Here is an 18,930-nt window from a genome sequence, read left to right as displayed (position 1 = left end):
ATTTTTGTCCTTATTCCCCGTTACATTAATGGCGGGTGTATTGTTGCCAAGGTAACTTGTGGAATTGAGCTGGCTCTTCGCCGTAGAAGTCTTCATTGATCTTTTCATCAACATTGACAGGTGCTTGTCCTTTGTAAAATGAATCGTTTATCTTTTTGTTTGCTTGTGTTGTGTCACGCTTCATTTTTTACCTCCTGATTTCGTTAGGATCTTTCTAGCATGTGTAGTGAACGGAGGATTATGATTCATCTCGATGTAAAGTAAGCTTTACGTAAAGTGAGCTTTACCTTATAATGTAAATGAGAAGTGAGGAGGCTTTTTAGTTGAAAAATGTACTCCGTGAGAAAAGAACAGAACAAGGGTATTCCCAGGATCGCCTAGCCGATATACTTGGTGTATCAAGGCAAACGATTATTTCAATTGAGAAAGGAAAGTACAATCCATCTTTACCGCTCGCACTTGAAATGGCGAGGTTGTTTGGAACGATTGTGGAGGAGATTTTTTATTTGGATTCTGAGGGGGATTAGAAGTGGCAATGAATAAAACGTATATCGGATTTGGCGTCTTTTTTGCGTTGAATGCTTTATTACTGATTAGTGTTGGTCTTGGCACAGGAAATGAACCTATTCCTGCAAGTTATATGATGATGAGTATGTCTATTATGACCTTTTGCTTAAGCTATCTTCAGCCGCAGTTTAAGGCACGGGACGAGCGAAGTCGAATGATTCGAGAGAAAGGGATGTTTTATTCGTACTTTGCTGTACTAGGTTATATCATGGTGTTTCTTTTTCTTCTACAATTCAACATAGTGAATATTAGCTCAGTAACAGTGCTGAGTGCATTAGCCGCCATGCTGATTAGCACAGTCTTTGTTTCCATGGTGATCGTCGCTAAAAGACATTAATTTTTATCACGATGATTAAAGATGGCAAGAATCGGGAAACCCTTTTTGTGAGATCATAAAAAGGAGTTGGATTGACATGAGTAAATCATTACAAGCTTATTTTACAACAGAGAACGATGCAGAGAGTGCAAAAGCTGATTTGCAGGCTTATTCGGTAAGTCAATTGTCAGTTGAACATATTCCAGAAGATCAAAAGCTTAGTATCGATACACCAGTTCAGGGACAGGGAACTGCTACCCCGGCTGGAGCGAATAACGATTTGTTTTTCTCTAATGAAACGCCAACAGGCAAGCAAGAAGAAAATGCTGATCCATCTGAGGAAGCGGACAGAGAGTTTCGCTACGTGTTAGTTTTTAATACAGAAGAGCAAGACGACACGGATCTGCGTGAAGTTGTATCGAAGCATAATGGCGCAATGGAAAAATAGATAAATTGGAAAAAGCTGCGCAATGATGCGCAGCTTTTTTTGTGGGTGAAGCGGGGGGCACGCACTTGACCCCCGCTTCACTACCGGGTTATTCAACCACAGTATGAAACCTGAAAATGGTGGATAGGATGAAATAGAAGTGGAGGAAGAGAAAGACAGAACGCTTAATGTTCGCTATACTGTGATAGGAAGCGCATCGGAAGTGGCAAAATACATAAAGGTTTGCTTCAATAGGAGTGACACAAAACGTTACGAATTTATAGTCAGATTCCTTTGATTCAGGGGAGAAAAAAAGGTATACTGATACCTAGATGATAATGATTATAAAAAGATAGTTTGTTTAATTAATCACTGTATGAGAGGGGAACACATTCATGGCTAAAAAGACAATGGGATTACTTGTAATGGCGTATGGAACGCCTTATAAAGAAGAGGATATTGAACGTTATTACACACATATTAGAAGAGGTCGTAAGCCATCTGACGAGCAGTTAAAAGATCTTCAGGACCGTTACAAAGCAATCGGTGGAATATCACCACTTGCCAAAATTACGGAAGATCAGGCGAAAGGGCTTGAAGCTCACCTTAATGAAATTCAAGATGAAATTGAGTTTAAGCTTTATATCGGATTAAAACATATCGAGCCTTTTGTAGAAGATGCGGTACAGCAAATGCACAATGATGGTATTGAAGAAGCCGTTAGTATTGTTTTGGCGCCTCATTTCTCTACATTTAGTATCAAATCTTATAATGGACGAGCAAAAGAAGAAGCTGGAAAACTAGGTGGCCCAGTTATTCATTCTGTTGAGAGCTGGTATGACGAGCCTAAATTTATCTCTTATTGGGCGAAGCGTATTAAAGAGATATTTGAAGGAATGGCAGATCAAGAACGCGAGAAATCTGTCCTAATTGTTTCCGCGCACAGTTTACCTGAAAAAATCATTGCAAATGGAGACCCTTATCCAGACCAATTGAAAGAAACGGCAGATCTTATCGTAGCAGAGTCAGGTGTGAAGAACGTGGCGATTGGATGGCAAAGTGAAGGGAACACTCCAGATCCATGGATTGGCCCAGACGTACAGGATTTAACAAGAGATCTTTATGAAAAACAAGGTTTTACATCGTTTGTTTATGCTCCAGTAGGATTCGTAGCCGATCACTTGGAAGTATTATTTGATAATGACTATGAATGTAAAGTTGTAACAGATGAAATCGGTGCAAATTATTATCGACCAGAAATGCCAAACGCACAGGAAGAATTCATCGATATTCTTTCAACTGTCGTGTTAAAAGAATTAAATAAACAATAATGAAAAAAGCGCAGTCTTACAAGGCTGCGTTCTTTTTTGTGAGAAATTCCTAACTGCTCTTGAAGAAACAAATTGACAACTAGCGTAAAAGAAGATAAAGTAATGAGAAATTCATGCAACGTAAATAACAATAGGCTAGGAAGAGGAAGCAGTAGCGTGTTATGACGAGTAGTGTCAGAGAACCAGTGGTTGGTGTGAACTGGTACAGTCTAACCGTGAATTACCCCTCAGAGCCTTCTTGATGAACAGAGTGATCTAACTAGTCAGGAACGGGAAAACCGTTATCGTATTCGAGCCGGAAGAAGTTATTTCTTCAATCAGGGTGGTATCGCGTGTAAGCCACGTCCCTACTATATAGAGGGGACGTGGCTTTTCATATGAAATTTAATAATTAGGAGGTCGACAGGAATGAACTCAATCATGGATCAATTAACAGAAGAACAAAGAAAGGAAATGGAAAGGCAATATGCGGTTTATACACATGGAACGAGTCAAGTCATTCCTGGAGATGAACTTAAGCATAAAATAGCCACTTCGATTTTTAAGAATAAGCCACTTAAAGTGAAATTGGGTCTTGATCCTTCTGCGCCCGATGTCCATGTTGGTCACACCGTTGTGTTAAATAAGTTAAGGCAGTTTCAAGAAAATGGCCATATCATCCAACTCATTATTGGAGACTTTACAGGTAAAATTGGTGATCCTACTGGAAAATCAACAGCAAGAGTGCAGCTAACGGATGAAGAGGTGAAACGAAATGCTGGAACTTATCTTGAGCAGTTTGGTAAGGTTCTTGATCAAAGCAAAGTGGAGCTCCACTACAATGCGGCGTGGCTATCTGAACTAAAGTTTGAAGACGTTATTGAACTCGCTGGAAAAATAACGGTTGCTCGTTTACTTGAGCGCGATGATTTTGAAAATCGAATGAAGGCGAATAAGCCTGTCTCGCTTCATGAGTTCTTTTACCCTTTAATGCAGGGCTATGATTCTGTTCATCTTGAAAGTGATATTGAGCTCGGTGGAAATGATCAATATTTCAACGTTTTAATGGGGCGTCACCTTCAAGAGCAGTTCGGAAAAGAGAAGCAAGTCGTCTTAATGATGCCTCTTCTAGAAGGATTAGACGGGATTGAAAAAATGTCTAAATCCAAAGGGAATTACATTGGGATTACAGAGAAGCCATCAGAGATGTATGGAAAAGCGATGTCGATTCCTGATGAGCTGGTCGTCAAATATACCGAATTAATCACGGATCTATCTCTAGAGGAAAAGCTTACGGTTCGTAAAGAAATTGAACAAGAAGAAATCCATCCAAGAACAGCTAAAATGAATTTAGCTAAGACGATCGTTCGCATGTTTCATGGAGAAAATGCTTCTGAAAAAGCAGAAGTGGAGTTTCAACAAATCTTTCAGCAAAAGCAGCTTCCAACCGATATTGAGGAAGTCATATGGGATGGAGATCGGATGGTAACTGTGCCAACATTGATCGCTAAACTAGGCATGCTACCTTCAACAAGTGAAGCTAGACGAATGGTGAAGAATGGCGGTATTAAGCTAAATGAGGTAAAAGTAACAGAAGTGAATGAGGAAATTGAAGTAAAAAATGGATTGGTCATTCAAGTGGGCAAAAGGAAATTCAAGAAAATAAAACTAGCATAGTAAAAATTTTCCCCCTCGAATAGAGGGGGAGGATTTTATTATTCTGTAATGGTGACACTTTCTTCGGTATGTTCATGAAGACCTTCATCGTTCTCTACATGGATGGTAACGGTGTAGTCACCAGCTTCTTTAAAAGAAGTCGTTCCTTCATATTCGCCATCCTTCATTTCTTCAGCGTCAACCCACTCAGCTTTTTCTTCATCTACTTTCGAAATTTCAAAGCGAACGTCAGCACCAGTTAAGGCTTCTTCGTCTTTTTGAAGGTGTGCCATGAACGAAACATCTTCATTCGCTTTTATCTCTTCGGGCTTCATAAGATGGATGGATACGTCGCTTTCGTGTTCGTGCGCGTGTTCATCAGTTTCAGAAGCAGCTTCTTCTTCAGAACCGACCATCATTTCATTTTTCGGCATCGTATGTAGGTCACGAGCTGTCACGTGAGATTGAACGAAGTATTTACCAGCATCGTCGAGTTCCTTTTCAGCAGTATAAACGCCTTCGCCATCATGAGAAGCTTCGATCATTTCGCTATCTTCTTTGGAGCCTTCTTTCCATACTTCGAACATGACTTCGTCAGCATCGTCTACCTTTTCTTCTCCCTGAGTAACCGTTGCAGAAAAAGTAACCTTTTCACCTTTTTCTACTTTTTCAGGAGTATCTAGTGCAACATCAAGTGTTTCGACCTGAGTTTCCTCTGCCGTCGAGGCGTTAGACTCATTTGCATTATCCTGTCCGCACGCTGCTAGCACCATAGAAATGCTAAGGATAGATACCCACGATCCGATTTTTTTCATAACAATTTTTCCTTCCCTTCATTTCTTACGTCCATTTCTGAATAAACAGTATGGCCACTTCAGTAATCTTGTAAACCTTTATCCACACTTTAATAGTAAGAAAGTTATAACCTAATCTCAAGGCTAATTCATGAATAGTTGTGTCTAGCTGGCAACAAAAGAGATTGATAGAAGTTTTATACGATTGAATTTAAAAGAAACAATAAAAAACGCTCCTTATTGAAAGCAAGGATCGGAGAGATTAAACAAGAGCTTCTTTTGTTTCAAAATGAATCATCATCCATTTCTCGATATCTTGAAAGCCTATTCGCTTGTAAATGTTTCCTGCCTCTGGATTATCATAGAAAAGACATAGGACTTTTCCTTCCTTAAGGACGTCATAACAAAGTTTACTTGTACATTTTGAAGCATAGCCTTTTCGTTTATAATTTGCCAATGTACAAACACCAACGATCATCGCTGATTGAGAATTTTCTGCTGCGGTAGAAGCTGCTGACACAGGCTTCCCATCTTCCTCAATAAAGTATGTTCTTGATACTCCTTTTTCCTGATTTCGTCGCTTTTCTTCTACGGTCTCAGATGAGTCAAACTCACCAATTTGTTCATGAAGGGAATGGATGTGACTTAGGTCAAGCGATGAGGCGACTTGTACATTGGTGATGTTATCGAGGGCAAGTTCGTTAGTACTCTCACATTTCGCATAGAACAATTCACGACTTGAGCGAAAAGGATGGGAAACAAAGGGTTGTATTTGACTTGTGACCCGTTTAAGTCCTGACATCATAAAGAAATCGCTGTCTTCTGAAATCACTTTTGCAAAACCTTTTGCGTCAAAATCCTCAGGTGCAAACGGAATATAGTTTTTTTCATATTTTAATAAAACAGCTCGCAATGTACCATCCTCTAAGAAATCACCCCAAAGCTTCTGGAAAGGTTGATCATACCCATAAGCTTCAATATCTCCTAAAATGAACAAGTTCTCTGCAGCGTGTGGTGTTAATAAGGAGAGGCATTGAAGATGATCATTTTCAGTTAATCTTCTAATCAATTGATAGTTTCCCCCTTTCTAATTCTAACAACCAATTTTACATAAAATAACACAAAAGTAAATAGATTATGAAAATTTATGCTAATCTAAAAATATAGTGGGATTTAGAAAGGAAATGAGGCAATTGATAAAAGGGATTCTTTTTGATTTTGATGAGACGCTTTTGAATAGGAAAGACTCAGTGAATAGCTTTATTCATGACCAATATAAACGCTACCTCACATCTTTAGCAGACATAGAGGAAGAACAGTTTTGCTCACGTTTCATTACTTTAGATAACAATGGGTATACGTGGAAAGATCGCGTTTACGAACAGCTAGTAGATGAATATGAACTAACAATAACTTCAGAAGCGCTTCTAGAGGATTATATTTGTTCCTTTCACCTTCATTGTAAACCTTTCAATGGTTTGATCGATATGCTAGATCGCTTAAAAAGCAGTGGGTACTTACTTGGTTTAATCACCAATGGAAGAACAGCATTCCAGTATAGAAATATTAGTGCTCTGGGAATTGAAAACTATTTTGACGTTATTCTTATCTCTGAACAAGAGGGCGTGAAAAAACCAGAGAAAGTGATTTTCCAGCGTAGCCTTGAGCGGCTTGATTTAAAAGCTTCTCAAACCGTTTTTATAGGGGATCATAAGATAAATGATATAAAGGGTGCTAGTGACGCTGGAATGAAAACAATATGGAAGAAAGGGTTCAATACATCCGAAGAGTTAGGAGACGACTCGATCCAATCGTTATTAGAAATTCCACAAGTGTTGAATGAGTGGAAGCGATTAGGCATGTAGAAATTTAGCGTAATCTATCAACAAATTGATCTGTTGAGATCGGATCTGCAAACCATTGAAGTGTCTGGTTATGATGCTGGATGATTTTTTTAGCGTTTAGTAGAGACGTATCCCAAGTACTGTGAGCATCTTCAATTAAACTGATAGAAAATCCTTTACTATAGGCGCTCCTACATGTTGAATCTACACATACTTCTGTTTGAATACCAGTTATAAGAAGATGATTGATGTTTTTAGAATGGAGTTTTTCTTCCAGGCGAGTGAGATGAAAGGCATCTGGTGTTGTTTTGTAAATCACTTCATCTTCCTTTTCGATGGTGAAAAAGGGATGAAGCTCCCAATCAATCGTGTTCCGCTTTAGGTGATTTCCATTTGTTTCATGCTGGATATAGTAAACTGGTATGCGTTCTGATTTAGCGGAGGCTGTGATTTTTTTTAAGTTGTATAGTAGCCTGGCATCTTGGTAGACGGAAGACCCGCGATGAAACATTCCATTTTGGACATCAATGAGAAGCAGAGCAGTAGTGTTCAATCATATTCCCCCTTAAACAAACGAACAAATGTTCTTGTTCAATCATACCCCGTATTTGAACGAAAATCAACCGATATATGGAATGAAAGCATGCATTTGTAAAAGTAAGACGTTTAAAAGAGAGGAGAAACGGGGACATTTTAATTGTATGCAAATTAGAAGGAGCTGATATTCAATGAGTAATGTAATGTTTACTTCACAAGCAACTGCAGAAGGCGGACGTAATGGACAAGTTAAATCTTCGGACGGTTTAATTGACTTAAATCTTGTTATGCCAACAGAAAAATCAAGCGAAACTGGCTCAAACCCTGAGCAACTGTTTGCTGCTGCTTATGCGGCTTGTTATGATGGTGCATTAAATCTTGTGGCATCTAAGAAGAAGATGGATATTGATTCGAAAATCACAGCAGATGTTAGCTTATTGAAAGATGAAGCTGACAATGGCTTTAAAATCGGCGCAGCTTTAAATGTAGAAATTAAAGGTGTAAGCCAAGAAGATGCAGAAATGCTCGCAAAAGAAGCTCACAAAGTATGCCCTTACTCCAAGGCAACGCGAGGCAACATTGATGTAGAAATTAATGCAAAAGCTGTGTAACAGATGAAAGCCGTTCTCCAACAAAGGAGAACGGCTTTTTTTCTTGTCTAAAATCTGCTTTTTAACTATAAGAGACGTAAGTTATTTCTGGAATTCAATATCTTCTGGGAGTTCTGTTACATCAGCCCCGTTAAAGAACGTCTTTGATAGATCACGAATCGTTCCATCTTCAAGCATTTCTTCAATTACTTCATTCACTTCAGTAATAAGCTTTTCGTTTTCCTTATTCATCAAAAGACCGCCTTCACTTGGCATATATTGAATATCAGGGTGAATGGTAAGGTCAAGTTCAGGAAATGCCGCTAGAGCCAATCGCTGCAAGTAAACATCATTTAAAATGACATCGGTTCTTCCGTTGTCAACGTCGCGAAGGTATTGCTCATTTGTCGCATTATCATAGATTACTTCTTCAGCGCCTTTTTCCTTTGCGAGTTTCATGAAGTTCGTTGTAGCTGCACCGGCTGCTTTCTTTCCTTCTAAATCGTCGATTGAGTCTATACCAGATAGATCCTCCGCACGAACGATAGCCGTGCCGTAAGAATGTTTGTATGGCGTAGAAAGTGCAAATTTTTCTTTGCGCTCTTCTGTAATGCCGATATCATTAGCAGCCATACCGACTTTTCCTGTTTGAACAGCTGTCAGCATTCCGTCAAAACCCATTTCAACAAATTCCACTTCTAAATCCAAACGGTTGGCCAGTTCTTTCACAATTTCTACATCAAAGCCGGTTAAATCGTTTGTTTCTTGCTCATGATAAGAAGTTGGATAAAGTGTACCAGAAGTCGCTATTTTAATTGACTCAGCATCCTGGATCTCTTCCCAAGCAGTGTCTCTTTCTTCTTCAGAGCTATTATTGCTGCACGCTGCTAGAATTGATACAACTATCAAAACGAGCAACAGTAAAAAACGATTCGATCTCATGATCATGTCCCCCTTTTTTTAAATCAGAACATTACCATAGCAAAGCAGCTTCGGCTTAAGCAAGAGATTTGTCCTAAATATTTCTAATTATAAGACTGGTGAGAGGGACTACCGTATAGGTTTGGATGAGAAGAATGATTCGGGCGAGACGTAATACCCAGTTTAGTTTATAGAAGATGGGGTAACTGTACCGTAATTAATTTTTTATGGAAGTTATTTCATTAATTCACTAACGGAAGGGGATTAGCTGTGAAACATTCTGTGGGGACTTTTACGCATCGGTATTCCGTTGTGCATCATCAAACACAGGTCGCGATTCAACATTCGAGACGATTATCTAAGAAGAAGATAGATATTCGGAAGCTTTCTCAAATGACCGGCTTTTCTGAAGAACAAATTCTTGAATCGATGGAGTTCAGTGATCCAAGTGTAAAAGTTTCTCGTCCGACTCTTCCTAAGCAAACCCTTTATATGGATGTATAATAGAAGGTCACATAAGTGATGTTTGATTGAAATCGACTGCTAAAGTCGATTTTTTGTTTGTCTAAAATTTGGAGAAAAAAGGGTAAATCTGGTTAGTTTGAATTTTATAAGGGTAAATGATAATGTAGTCAGACTAGTGAAAAAATGATTGGGATATGTTGAATTTGATTTTGCTACCAATCTGAAAGGAGAGATCTATGAAAGAAAAGGAAAGTCAAAGAAAGAACCCGGTCTTTTGGGTATCGGGTATAGTCGTATTGTTACTTGTGATTTGGGGAGCTGTGGTACCTAAGTCATTTGCATCCGTAGCTAGCTCAGTTTACTCGTTTACAACGAATGCATTTGGCTGGTTTTACTTAATAGCGGTTATTTTCTTCGTGGTTTTTTGTTTCTATCTAGCTATTAGTAAATACGGTAAAATTCGCTTAGGTCCAGATGATGAGAAACCTCAATATCCATTCTTCACCTGGATTGGCATGCTGTTTAGTGCTGGTTTTGGGGTAGGTCTTGTTTTCTGGGGTGTCGCAGAGCCAATGACGCATTTCGCTAACCCACCAGCAGGTTTTGGTGTTGAAGGAGAGACAGAGCAGGCAGCAAAGCTTGCCATGCGCTATTCTTTTTTTCATTGGGGAATTCACCAGTGGTCGGTCTTTACGGTTGTCGGACTTGTGATGGCTTATTTCCAATATAGAAAAGGTCGCAAAAGCTTAATCAGTGAAACGATTTCAAGTAAGTCTAAATCAGGAAGTAAGGCATCGTGGAAGAAGATCATTAACATTCTTGCGGTCATTGCAACCGTGATGGGTGTAGCCACATCACTTGGATTTGGTATTCTGCAAATCAATGGTGGGCTGGATTATATGTACGGACTTCCGCAAAATGCGGTCGTTCAAATTAGCATTACTGCCATTCTTTTCGTCTTGTATATGGCATCTTCAACTACAGGATTAAACAAAGGCATCAAGTACTTAAGTAATTTAAATTTGGCTTTAGCTCTTATCTTAATGCTATTCGTTCTTTTTCTTGGACCAACTGTTTTTATACTTGAGAGCTTTACATTAGCATTAGGTGGGTATATTCAGAAGTTCATTGAAATGAGTTTCTTTATGACCCCTTATCAAGGTGGAACATGGGTGAAAGAATGGACCGTGTTTTATTGGGCATGGGTCATTGCGTGGTCGCCATTTATTGGAGCTTTCGTTGCTCGTGTCTCTAAAGGACGTTCCATTCGCGAAATGATTTTTGGGGTTCTGATTGTCCCACCGTTTATTGCTATGGTGTGGATAGCTGTATTCGGAGGAGCAGCTTTCCATCTCGATCTATTTCAAGGAACAGCGATTGCCGATGCTGTTAATGAGGATGTGACAAGTGCATTATTCGTAACGCTTGAACAATTTCCGTTAACTCAGGTGTTATCGACGCTATCTATCTTTTTGATTTGCGTCTTTCTTGTTACTTCTGCGGATTCGGCTACTTTTGTTCTCGGTATGATGACCTCTGACGGTGATTTGAATCCTTCTTTATTTTCAAAGCTTGTTTGGGGAACGCTTATTGCTGCTATTTCAGCAGTATTGATTATTAGTAGTGGTCTTCAGGGACTTCAAACAGCTTCGCTTGTTGCTGCGTTACCGTTTACAGTAATCTTGATTATCATGTGCGTTAATCTGTTTAAATCATTACGTAATGAAGCGAAAGAAGCAGAAGGAAAAAGAGAAAAAACGTTACTAAAAAAATTAGCCGAAGCTTCTAAAGAGAAGAAAGAAAATCGTCAAAAACAATCTTCTTAAACTCTGATTTCCTCAGAAATTAAAAAGTAACTATATCCCTATTGCCTATGTTTCTTGTAGACTAAAGGTGTATGTGCTTAGTTTCGAGGTAGACTTAGGCTCCTATGTCACGAACTTGTGAACGAAAGAGGATTGAGAATGTCGGATATTTTATGGATTTTGTATCTTGGAGTACTTGGAGCACCAGCGATAGGATTTTTGTTAAAAGGAAAGTATAAGACCGCTTCAATGAAGATAGACTTTCTCGTGTCAGCAACAACTTGGACAGGGTTATTTGGATATGTTACTGAAATCAGCATAGGCCCAGCGCTATTATGGAAATTTGTTTTTTTTCCTTGGTTTACTTTGGGATCTTCTATTTGTCCTCTACTTTGATCAAAGTGATGAAGCGATTGAGGGAATGAGTGAGAAAACAGTAAAGATGACAACCGTTATCTTTTCGATCATAATGCTTATTCCACTCTATTATGGACTATTTCGCTATGCATTTTAAAATGCTGTGCTAAAACCAGAAACAGTTACTAAAGGTATTAGAAAAGGCGCATCATCCTATTACGGATGATGCGCCTTTCTTTCTTAACCTAGTGCTACGTCAAGGACCATCATGACTGAAAAACCGATCATTAATGAGATGGATGCGATCTGCACATTCCCCTTTTCTTGTGAGCCAGGGATGATTTCTTTTGCTACTACGAAAATCATTGCTCCAGCAGCAAAGCTTAGTGCATACGGTAGTAAAGGTTGAATGTAGATAACCGCTAAGGCACCCACTACGGCAGAAATTGGCTCAACAATTCCTGATAGCTGCCCGTAGAAAAAGCTTTTGGCTCTGGACATACCGTCACCTCGAAGTGGAACAGCAACGGCGGTTCCTTCAGGGATATTTTGTATCCCGATACCGATTGCAAGCGCAATGGCACCAGCAAGTGTGGAGGTTGAAAATTCTGCAGCAACAGCTCCGAATGCTACACCAATAGCTAGACCTTCTGGAATATTGTGCATTGTAATGGAGAAAACAAGCATCGCTGTGCGGTGTTTTGCTTTTTTATCTTTAATTTCTTTAAAGTACAAATCCTCATTAATGTGAGGCAAGATGCGATCTACGAGAAGAAGGAAAAACCCTCCTAATAGAAAACCAACAACTGCAGGAATATAGCCTGGTACTCCTTGTTGTTCAGCCATTTCAATTCCGGGACTGAGCAGGGACCAAAAACTTGCAGCGATCATAACTCCGCCTGCGAATGCGAGCATACCATCAAAGACTTTCTGATTGACGGTTCTAGTAAAGAATACAAAAGATGCCCCAAGTGCTGTGGCGCCCCATGTAAACAACGTAAATAAGAATGCCTGTGTTACAGGGCTTAATCCAACAATCCAATCACCCATGAGTAAACTCTCCTTCTAAGAATCTATCTATTATTTCCTATCGTCATATTTTTTGCCTTCAGGAAAAATCTATACCCTCAAGTCTAATGCGACTGGTGTCGACTGTCAACATTAGTGAATTGCATAGAGCATTTTATAATGGCATGAAAAAAGCCCGGCATTTGCCAAGCTTTGGATTTATTATTTTGTGACTGTTACCGATTGACTCAGCATTGCGAGCATATCATCCTTTATATGCGTCCACATGTCATGATCAGTCGTAAAACGTTCAGTCGTTTCGCTTATAAAAGAAAGAAAGGCCTTTTTAAAGTTCGGATCTCCTTTTGGAGGAAGGGCCTGTTTGGCTTGGTCCACATATGCTTGAACTTCAGGAGCACGTGGTCCCCATCTTCCAACTTCATTACCCTCTGAATCAATTAAAACGATGATTGGAATAGATCTCGCTGTTCCATTCGTTAAATAGAGATCCATCAATTCAAGATAGTTATCGCGGATAAAATATTTGCATTCTATTAAGGCCTCATTAGCCATTCTCATGAAAATAGGAAGGTTTACCATCGCATCACCGCACCAGTCAGCCGTTATCACAAGGGCACTTAGTTTCTCAGATTGAAGAGAATGAAGAAATTCAAGATTGGATTTTTCGAGCTCGAAATGATTGTAGATGGTTAATAAATCATCTTTATGCTCGTCCATACTATGAATGTATTGTTGCATCGTCATACCCTGGTCAAACCAATTTGTTAGATTCATTGAGAGCCCTCCTTTATTCCTACACAGTTATTATACTACGAAAGAGACACGAATTCCTTTTTACAGAGGAGCATTCTTTCAAAGAAGCATATCAATAGTGACATAACCTATGCTGTGATACAATTGAGTCACATTAAAGGATGTGATAAGAGTGAATGCCGTCGAAGCTATTCAAAATACAAAACAGATCTATCATTTAAAAGAAGCGTTAATAAATCGATCAAAACGAGATTATTTGCTTTTTATTCTCAGTATTAATACCGGTATTCGTTTAACACCTCTTTTACATCTCACTCTTCATGATGTTATGAACAATGAGTCTTTCAAAGATTATCTTGAATCCTCTATCACAGAAACTACAGATATTTACCTCAATACAGAAGTAAAGCGCGCGCTTACACGCTACATGGATAATCGACCTCAAAAGACAAACTATTATCTTTTTCATACGAAAAAAGACCCGACACACCCCATTACAAGACAGCAGGTTCATCGAATCTTATCCCAAGCTGGGAAAGAGGCGGGATTAGATCAACCGATTAGCTTCCATAGTTTAAGGAAAACATTTGGTTATCATGCCTTTCAACAGGGAGTTGCTGTGTCATTAATTCAGAAGATATATGGTCATGCAACTAGAAGTGAAACATTAAAATATATTGGTATAAATTCTGCTCAGATTCCGAAACTGAAAATTGATGTTCATTTATAGAAGGGAGGGAAATCGATGGAGACGAATATAGTCATTTTATTTAGCGCCATCTTTTTAATTGGCGGAGTTTTCATGGCGAAGTTTTCTTCTCGCTTAGGCGTACCGGCACTCGTATTATTTATTATCGTTGGAATGATATTTGGTAGCGACGGACTGGGGTATATTTATTTTGATAACGCGTCACTCACGCAGTCACTTGGGATATTAGCACTCGTACTCATTCTATTTGATGGTGGTTTGCAAACCGAATGGCGTCGTACAAAGGCTGTTCTTCCTATTTCATTATCATTGGCAACAGTAGGGGTCCTTGTGACTTCAGGCTTATTTGGTGTAGCTGCCAAAATGATTTTGGATGTTAATTGGAATGAAGCGCTGCTTCTAGGTGCGATTGTAGGCTCAACAGATGCTGCCGCTGTTTTTGCCGTATTGAAGGGAAAAAACATTAAGCGGAAACTACAATCTACGCTCGAAGCTGAATCGGGTTCGAATGATCCGATGGCGATGTTTCTAACACTTGCTTTATTACAACTTGCCATCGGAGAGAAAACATTTGGTGCATCTGTGATTCTTTCATTCTTCTGGCAAATGGGAGCTGGACTCTTATTAGGCGTACTATTCGGGTATTTAGCATCCTGGGCAATGAAGAAAGTTGAGTTGGGATCGAACGGTTTATATCCTGTTCTTTCGATTGCCATTGCCTTAATTACATACAGCGCGACAGATTTGATTAACGCAAGCGGTCTGCTTGCCGTTTACGCTGCTGCCCTTGTCCTTGGTAATACGAAAAGTCTTCCGTATGGACAAGCGATTTTCCGGTTTCATGATGGAATTGCATGGATGATGCAAATATTGATGTTTATTATGCTAGGTCTCCTAGTAAATCCTTCTGAATTATTCTCAACTTGGATTGTATTAAAAGGATTAGCCCTTTCTCTCATCTTGATTTTTATTGCTCGTCCGATTGCAGTGTTTCTTTCGAGTCTTCCGTTTAAATTTACAATTAAAGAAAAAAGCTTCCTTGCTTGGGCGGGATTAAGAGGGGCTGTACCAATTGTGTTAGCAACCTTCCCGCTACTTGAAGGGTTAGAAAATAGCCAGCTTTTCTTTAATCTCATATTCTTTATTGTCCTTACATCAGCTCTTGTTCAAGGGGCAACCATACCATTTGTGGGGAAAAAGTTAGGTTTAACAGGTCCTGAGGTACATGTGCCTTCTCATTCTCTAGAGCTGGTTTCATCGACAACGGTAAATGCAGAAATGATTCCCTATACGATTACTTCTTCTTCTAAATTGATTGGAGAAGAACTATCCGATATATCCTTCCCGGATAAAGTGCTCGTTAGTGCGATTATTCGAAGAGATGAGCTGATTGCGCCATCTGGAGATACCAAAATCAAAGTCAACGATGTGCTTTATATTCTCGTGGAGAATCAAAAGAAATCAGAGTTAGAAAAAGTATTAGGGATCCGCAAGACCATTGGTGGATAAGAAAAAAACTAGTAGGTATCACTGAAGGGGTTCTCCATTGGAGAGCCCCTTCAGCCGTTTAGTTTATAGAAGGAAGGGGAAAATTTTATCATTGAAGGATTTTGTTCCTAAACCATCCCTCTTCAAATCAAATGAAAAAATCTACGAATCCAGAAAGAAGGTCATAGATTATGCCTGAAGGTCCAGAAATTAGAAGAGCTGCTGATCAGGTGGAAAAAGCATTACTGAAAGGACGCGTGATGGATGTTTTCTTTGCATTCGAACAGCTAAAGGGCTATGAATCCTTATTAAGTGGAGTGGAGGTAAAGAGGGTAGATACGAAAGGAAAGGCAATGCTCATTCGTTTCGATAACGGCTATACAATATATTCCCATAACCAGCTATATGGAAAATGGGTGATTCGTAATGCCTACAACTATCCAAAAACAAATCGGCAGCTTCGCTTAGCGCTACATAATGAGAAGAAGTCAGCTTTGCTTTATAGTGCATCGGATATTGAAGTTCTACGCGATGAAGAAGTGCCTCTTCATCCATTTATAGCGAAAGTTGGACCGGATTTGCTTAGTGAGGAAGTAAGCGCTGAACAATTGAAGGAACGATTTGAATCAAAGGAGTTTTGTAGAAAAAAGTGGACATCGTTACTATTAGATCAATCGTTTATAGTTGGAATTGGTAACTATTTAAGAAGTGAAATTCTCTTTCTGGCAGGAATTCATCCTGATTTACGTCCAATGGACTGCACAGATCAGCAATTAGACAAAGCTGCTGAGGCAACGATCACTCTTGTTGAACGGTCATATAGGCATAACGGGATTACAAACGATATTGATCTTGCTATGAAGTTAAAGGAAAAAGGACAGACGCGTTCGAAATACAGGCACTGGGTCTTTAATCGTGAAGGAGAGCCGTGCCGAAATGATGGAACAGAGATTCAAAAAATCAAAGCGGGCTCAAGAAGATTATACTTCTGTCCTACGTGTCAGTCGAAAATATAAGAAAAAAACTTGCAAGCGGATTCATGCTTGTGGTAAATTATCTGTAACCGGTTACACAATGTTGAAGGAGTGAAGCAAATGGCTACAATTCGAGATGTAGCAGAGCGAGCAGGCGTATCTGTTGCTACCGTCTCTCGTGTATTAAACGATAATGGTTACGTTGGTGCAGAAACGAGAAAACGCGTGATGGATGCGATCAAAAGCTTGAACTACAGTCCAAATGAAGTAGCGCGCTCACTCTATAAACGAGAATCACGTCTTATAGGATTGCTTCTACCAGATATTACGAACCCTTTTTTCCCTCAGTTAGCGCGGGGGATAGAGGATGAAGTCAATCGAGCAGGATTCAGGTTATTACTTGGAAATAGCGATGAAGAAGCAACGAAAGAGTTGGATTACATTCAAACCTTTTTACAAAATCAAGTTGTTGGCATGATTTCAGCAACAAACAATACAGACAATGAGAATTATACAAATCTTGATCTACCTGTCGTCTTTCTAGATCGTGTGTCAACACAACATCCATCTGTTTATGCAGATGGAATCGAAGGGGGGCGGCTCGCAGCGAGAGCACTAGTTGAGAGAGGCTCCAAAAGAATTACTCTCATTAAAGGGCCTGCACATGTAAAGCCTGCCATGGATCGCTTTCAAGGAGCACTTGCAGAATTAAGTGAAGCAGAAGTTGATTTCTCTGTTCTCTCGACAACGTCTTATGCATTTGATGATGCGGGCACATGGGCTGAAGAGCTTTTTGCAAAGTATCCAGATACGGACGGAGTGATTGCAAGTAATGATATTGTTGCCATTGCGATTTTGCATGAAGCCCTTCGTCTTGGAAGAAGCATACCTGACGACTTACAATTAATTGGTTACGATGATATTCCATTCAGTAGCCTGTCCTACCCGTCTTTATCAACGATCAGGCAGCCTGCATACGAAATGGGAAAAGAAGCAGCAAAGTTACTTTTGCGAATGATCCGCAAAGAAAAAGAAATTGATCAAACGATTCAATTACCAGTGACATTAATAGAACGAAATACGACAAGAAAGGTTGATCCAAATGCGTAAAGCTAAAATAGCGGTCATCGGAAGCTCTTCAATGGATCTAGTAGTTACTTCTAAGAAACGTCCAGGAGCAGGAGAAACGGTATTAGGAGAATCATTCAAAACTGTTCCAGGGGGTAAAGGGGCTAATCAGGCCGTTGCTGCAGCGCGTCTCGGTGCAGAAGTTTATATGATTGGCTGTGTAGGAGATGACCATTACGGTGAGGCAATCTTAAATAACTTTAAGAAGAATGGTGTTAAAACCGACTATGTGGAACCGGTTACAGGGGTGGAGAGTGGAACAGCTCATATTATTCTTGCAGAAGGTGATAACAGTATTGTTGTTGTCAAAGGAGCGAATGATCATATTACCCCTTCATATATCACTAAAGCAGCTAAGCTCATTGATAGCTGTGATCTAGTGATGATTCAGCAAGAAATACCTGAAGAAACGGTGGAATATGTAGCAGAGCTATGTGAGGAAAAGCAGGTTCCGTTGCTACTTAATCCAGCACCTGCAAGGGAAATCTCACAAAAGGTGATTGACGGTGCAACCTATATCACACCAAACGAACATGAAGCGGACGTTCTTTTTAATGGTCAGCCTCTTAGTGAATCGTTACGTACTTATCCTGAAAAAGTGTTCATTACGGAAGGGGCAGCTGGCGTACGCTACTTCAATGGGAAAGAAGAGGTGCTAGTTCCTTCCTTTAAAGTGAAAGCTGTTGATACGACAGGGGCAGGAGATACGTTCAACGCAGCGTTTGGTACAGCGATCGCCGAAGGCAAGGACCTGATAGAAAGCATTACGTTTGGCAATCGTGCCGCTTCTCTTTCAGTTACTAGTTTTGGAGCACAGGGCGGCATGCCTACCCGTGAAGAAGTTGAAAGGAAGCTATCAGAATGAAACGAAGAGGAATGTTAAATAGTCATATTTCGAAAGTACTTGCAGATCTTGGGCATACAGATCAGATTGTCATTGCAGATGCTGGTCTCCCGGTTCCTGACGGTATGAAGAAAATCGACCTTGCCTTAAAACCAGGTCAGCCTGCTTTTACTGACGTTGTGAACGAACTTCTTAATGAAATGGTTGTTGAACGCGTCACGCTTGCTAAAGAAATAGAAGGCAATCAGAAGGTATATGATTGGCTAAAAGGTAAGCTTCAAGATACAGAACAAGATTATGTGGATCATGAAGTATTTAAGGAGAAGACGAAGCAAGCAAAAGTTGTCATCCGTACAGGCGAGACAACGCCATATGCCAACTGTATTCTTCATTCAGGGGTAATCTTTTAAACGAGG

Annotated in this window: 23 protein-coding genes and 1 other annotated feature; of the genes, 16 read left to right on the top strand and 7 right to left on the bottom strand. The window is 39.7% G+C overall.

Annotated elements, in window-relative coordinates:
- Positions 1-25: 25 nt before the first annotated feature.
- Positions 26-184, bottom strand: coding sequence for a hypothetical protein (locus ACIFPW_RS09675; RefSeq protein WP_430243806.1), 159 nt, complete (start codon positions 182-184; stop codon positions 26-28).
- A gap of 139 nt (positions 185-323) precedes the next feature.
- On the opposite strand from ACIFPW_RS09675, the gene ACIFPW_RS09670 reads away from it, so the two are divergent.
- From ACIFPW_RS09670 to tyrS, 5 genes are all read left to right on the top strand, one after another.
- Entirely contained in the window at positions 324-527 is a 204-nt protein-coding gene (locus ACIFPW_RS09670; RefSeq protein ID WP_430243804.1) for a helix-turn-helix transcriptional regulator, read from the top strand.
- Between the two features lie 8 nt (positions 528-535).
- On the top strand, positions 536-904 hold the full coding sequence (locus ACIFPW_RS09665; protein ID WP_430243895.1) for a permease: 369 nt from the start codon (positions 536-538) through the stop codon (positions 902-904).
- A gap of 76 nt (positions 905-980) precedes the next feature.
- Complete coding sequence (locus ACIFPW_RS09660) at positions 981-1,331, top strand: hypothetical protein (RefSeq protein ID WP_430243802.1); 351 nt, start codon at positions 981-983, stop codon at positions 1,329-1,331.
- Positions 1,332-1,705: 374 nt separating this feature from the next.
- On the top strand, positions 1,706-2,641 hold the full coding sequence (gene hemH, locus ACIFPW_RS09655) for a ferrochelatase (RefSeq protein WP_194220378.1): 936 nt from the start codon (positions 1,706-1,708) through the stop codon (positions 2,639-2,641).
- Between the two features lie 128 nt (positions 2,642-2,769).
- Positions 2,770-2,993: a binding site (T-box leader), on the top strand.
- A gap of 56 nt (positions 2,994-3,049) precedes the next feature.
- Positions 3,050-4,297, top strand: a complete 1,248-nt coding sequence (tyrS, locus tag ACIFPW_RS09650; RefSeq protein ID WP_430243800.1) for a tyrosine--tRNA ligase — start codon at positions 3,050-3,052, stop codon at positions 4,295-4,297.
- Between the two features lie 38 nt (positions 4,298-4,335).
- Here tyrS and ACIFPW_RS09645 read toward each other — a convergent pair whose 3' ends face one another.
- Positions 4,336-5,091, bottom strand: coding sequence for a FixH family protein (locus ACIFPW_RS09645; protein WP_430243798.1), 756 nt, complete (start codon positions 5,089-5,091; stop codon positions 4,336-4,338).
- A 241-nt stretch (positions 5,092-5,332) separates the two neighbouring features.
- Complete coding sequence (locus ACIFPW_RS09640; RefSeq protein WP_430243796.1) at positions 5,333-6,139, bottom strand: GNAT family N-acetyltransferase; 807 nt, start codon at positions 6,137-6,139, stop codon at positions 5,333-5,335.
- A gap of 115 nt (positions 6,140-6,254) precedes the next feature.
- Here ACIFPW_RS09640 and ACIFPW_RS09635 point away from each other — a divergent pair, with 115 nt between their 5' ends.
- Positions 6,255-6,935, top strand: a complete 681-nt coding sequence (locus ACIFPW_RS09635; protein WP_430243794.1) for an HAD family hydrolase — start codon at positions 6,255-6,257, stop codon at positions 6,933-6,935.
- 4 nt (positions 6,936-6,939) lie between these two features.
- On the opposite strand, the gene ACIFPW_RS09630 is transcribed toward ACIFPW_RS09635, so the two are convergent.
- Positions 6,940-7,467, bottom strand: coding sequence for an isochorismatase family protein (locus tag ACIFPW_RS09630; RefSeq protein WP_430243792.1), 528 nt, complete (start codon positions 7,465-7,467; stop codon positions 6,940-6,942).
- A 175-nt stretch (positions 7,468-7,642) separates the two neighbouring features.
- On the opposite strand from ACIFPW_RS09630, the gene ACIFPW_RS09625 reads away from it, so the two are divergent.
- A complete protein-coding gene (locus tag ACIFPW_RS09625) occupies positions 7,643-8,062 on the top strand; it encodes an organic hydroperoxide resistance protein (RefSeq protein WP_194220382.1) in 420 nt (139 codons plus the stop codon).
- Positions 8,063-8,143: 81 nt separating this feature from the next.
- Here the strand turns inward: ACIFPW_RS09625 and ACIFPW_RS09620 are convergent, their stop codons facing one another.
- Positions 8,144-8,983, bottom strand: coding sequence for a transporter substrate-binding domain-containing protein (locus ACIFPW_RS09620; protein ID WP_430243791.1), 840 nt, complete (start codon positions 8,981-8,983; stop codon positions 8,144-8,146).
- Between the two features lie 249 nt (positions 8,984-9,232).
- Here ACIFPW_RS09620 and ACIFPW_RS09615 point away from each other — a divergent pair, with 249 nt between their 5' ends.
- The 3 genes from ACIFPW_RS09615 to ACIFPW_RS09605 all read left to right on the top strand — a co-directional run bounded on the left by ACIFPW_RS09615 (position 9,233) and on the right by ACIFPW_RS09605 (position 11,628).
- A complete protein-coding gene (locus tag ACIFPW_RS09615) occupies positions 9,233-9,466 on the top strand; it encodes a hypothetical protein (protein ID WP_430243789.1) in 234 nt (77 codons plus the stop codon).
- Positions 9,467-9,663: 197 nt separating this feature from the next.
- Positions 9,664-11,253 (top strand): BCCT family transporter, encoded by a 1,590-nt coding sequence (locus tag ACIFPW_RS09610; protein WP_430243787.1) that lies wholly within the window; start codon positions 9,664-9,666, stop codon positions 11,251-11,253.
- Positions 11,254-11,391: 138 nt separating this feature from the next.
- Positions 11,392-11,628, top strand: coding sequence for a hypothetical protein (locus tag ACIFPW_RS09605; protein ID WP_430243785.1), 237 nt, complete (start codon positions 11,392-11,394; stop codon positions 11,626-11,628).
- Positions 11,629-11,829: 201 nt separating this feature from the next.
- Here the strand turns inward: ACIFPW_RS09605 and ACIFPW_RS09600 are convergent, their stop codons facing one another.
- The gene (locus ACIFPW_RS09600) at positions 11,830-12,639 is read right to left on the bottom strand and encodes a ZIP family metal transporter (protein WP_430243784.1); all 810 of its coding nucleotides are present in this window, start codon (positions 12,637-12,639) and stop codon (positions 11,830-11,832) included.
- A 180-nt stretch (positions 12,640-12,819) separates the two neighbouring features.
- Positions 12,820-13,392 carry a thioredoxin family protein gene (locus ACIFPW_RS09595; RefSeq protein WP_430243782.1) on the bottom strand — a complete coding sequence of 191 codons (573 nt, stop codon included), beginning with the start codon at positions 13,390-13,392 and terminating at the stop codon, positions 12,820-12,822.
- A 151-nt stretch (positions 13,393-13,543) separates the two neighbouring features.
- On the opposite strand from ACIFPW_RS09595, the gene ACIFPW_RS09590 reads away from it, so the two are divergent.
- The 6 genes from ACIFPW_RS09590 (at position 13,544) to rbsD (ending at position 18,924) form a co-directional block, all read left to right on the top strand.
- Positions 13,544-14,101, top strand: a complete 558-nt coding sequence (locus tag ACIFPW_RS09590; RefSeq protein WP_430243780.1) for a tyrosine-type recombinase/integrase — start codon at positions 13,544-13,546, stop codon at positions 14,099-14,101.
- 15 nt (positions 14,102-14,116) lie between these two features.
- A complete protein-coding gene (locus ACIFPW_RS09585; RefSeq protein ID WP_303530342.1) occupies positions 14,117-15,589 on the top strand; it encodes a potassium/proton antiporter in 1,473 nt (490 codons plus the stop codon).
- A 170-nt stretch (positions 15,590-15,759) separates the two neighbouring features.
- The gene (gene nei, locus ACIFPW_RS09580; RefSeq protein ID WP_430243779.1) at positions 15,760-16,584 is read left to right on the top strand and encodes an endonuclease VIII; all 825 of its coding nucleotides are present in this window, start codon (positions 15,760-15,762) and stop codon (positions 16,582-16,584) included.
- A gap of 78 nt (positions 16,585-16,662) precedes the next feature.
- The gene (locus ACIFPW_RS09575; RefSeq protein WP_430243778.1) at positions 16,663-17,652 is read left to right on the top strand and encodes a LacI family DNA-binding transcriptional regulator; all 990 of its coding nucleotides are present in this window, start codon (positions 16,663-16,665) and stop codon (positions 17,650-17,652) included.
- Positions 17,645-18,535 carry a ribokinase gene (rbsK, locus tag ACIFPW_RS09570; RefSeq protein ID WP_430243777.1) on the top strand — a complete coding sequence of 297 codons (891 nt, stop codon included), beginning with the start codon at positions 17,645-17,647 and terminating at the stop codon, positions 18,533-18,535. The genes ACIFPW_RS09575 and rbsK overlap by 8 nt, the downstream gene beginning before the upstream one ends.
- Positions 18,532-18,924, top strand: coding sequence for a D-ribose pyranase (gene rbsD, locus ACIFPW_RS09565; protein WP_430243776.1), 393 nt, complete (start codon positions 18,532-18,534; stop codon positions 18,922-18,924). The genes rbsK and rbsD overlap by 4 nt, the downstream gene beginning before the upstream one ends.
- The last annotated feature ends 6 nt before the right edge of the window (positions 18,925-18,930 follow it).

This window comes from Pseudalkalibacillus sp. NRS-1564 (assembly GCF_050467905.1).
GTDB lineage: Bacteria > Bacillota > Bacilli > Bacillales > Guptibacillaceae > Guptibacillus > Guptibacillus hwajinpoensis_B.
Note: the sequence above shows the minus strand (reverse complement) of the source record. Positions and strands in the feature narration are given on the sequence as shown.

Bases quoted from the DNA above. Each gene is read 5' to 3' on its own strand.
- ACIFPW_RS09675 (WP_430243806.1), bottom strand. From the start codon at position 184: ATGAAGCGTGACACAACACAAGCAAACAAAAAGATAAACGATTCATTT.
- ACIFPW_RS09665 (WP_430243895.1), top strand. From the start codon at position 536: ATGAATAAAACGTATATCGGATTTGGCGTCTTTTTTGCGTTGAATGCT.
- ACIFPW_RS09660 (WP_430243802.1), top strand. From the start codon at position 981: ATGAGTAAATCATTACAAGCTTATTTTACAACAGAGAACGATGCAGAG.
- hemH (WP_194220378.1), top strand. From the start codon at position 1,706: ATGGCTAAAAAGACAATGGGATTACTTGTAATGGCGTATGGAACGCCT.
- tyrS (WP_430243800.1), top strand. From the start codon at position 3,050: ATGAACTCAATCATGGATCAATTAACAGAAGAACAAAGAAAGGAAATG.
- ACIFPW_RS09645 (WP_430243798.1), bottom strand. From the start codon at position 5,091: ATGAAAAAAATCGGATCGTGGGTATCTATCCTTAGCATTTCTATGGTG.
- ACIFPW_RS09635 (WP_430243794.1), top strand. From the start codon at position 6,255: ATGAGGCAATTGATAAAAGGGATTCTTTTTGATTTTGATGAGACGCTT.
- ACIFPW_RS09625 (WP_194220382.1), top strand. From the start codon at position 7,643: ATGAGTAATGTAATGTTTACTTCACAAGCAACTGCAGAAGGCGGACGT.
- ACIFPW_RS09620 (WP_430243791.1), bottom strand. From the start codon at position 8,983: ATGAGATCGAATCGTTTTTTACTGTTGCTCGTTTTGATAGTTGTATCA.
- ACIFPW_RS09610 (WP_430243787.1), top strand. From the start codon at position 9,664: ATGAAAGAAAAGGAAAGTCAAAGAAAGAACCCGGTCTTTTGGGTATCG.
- ACIFPW_RS09605 (WP_430243785.1), top strand. From the start codon at position 11,392: ATGTCGGATATTTTATGGATTTTGTATCTTGGAGTACTTGGAGCACCA.
- ACIFPW_RS09600 (WP_430243784.1), bottom strand. From the start codon at position 12,639: ATGGGTGATTGGATTGTTGGATTAAGCCCTGTAACACAGGCATTCTTA.
- ACIFPW_RS09595 (WP_430243782.1), bottom strand. From the start codon at position 13,392: ATGAATCTAACAAATTGGTTTGACCAGGGTATGACGATGCAACAATAC.
- ACIFPW_RS09585 (WP_303530342.1), top strand. From the start codon at position 14,117: ATGGAGACGAATATAGTCATTTTATTTAGCGCCATCTTTTTAATTGGC.
- nei (WP_430243779.1), top strand. From the start codon at position 15,760: ATGCCTGAAGGTCCAGAAATTAGAAGAGCTGCTGATCAGGTGGAAAAA.
- ACIFPW_RS09575 (WP_430243778.1), top strand. From the start codon at position 16,663: ATGGCTACAATTCGAGATGTAGCAGAGCGAGCAGGCGTATCTGTTGCT.
- rbsK (WP_430243777.1), top strand. From the start codon at position 17,645: ATGCGTAAAGCTAAAATAGCGGTCATCGGAAGCTCTTCAATGGATCTA.
- rbsD (WP_430243776.1), top strand. From the start codon at position 18,532: ATGAAACGAAGAGGAATGTTAAATAGTCATATTTCGAAAGTACTTGCA.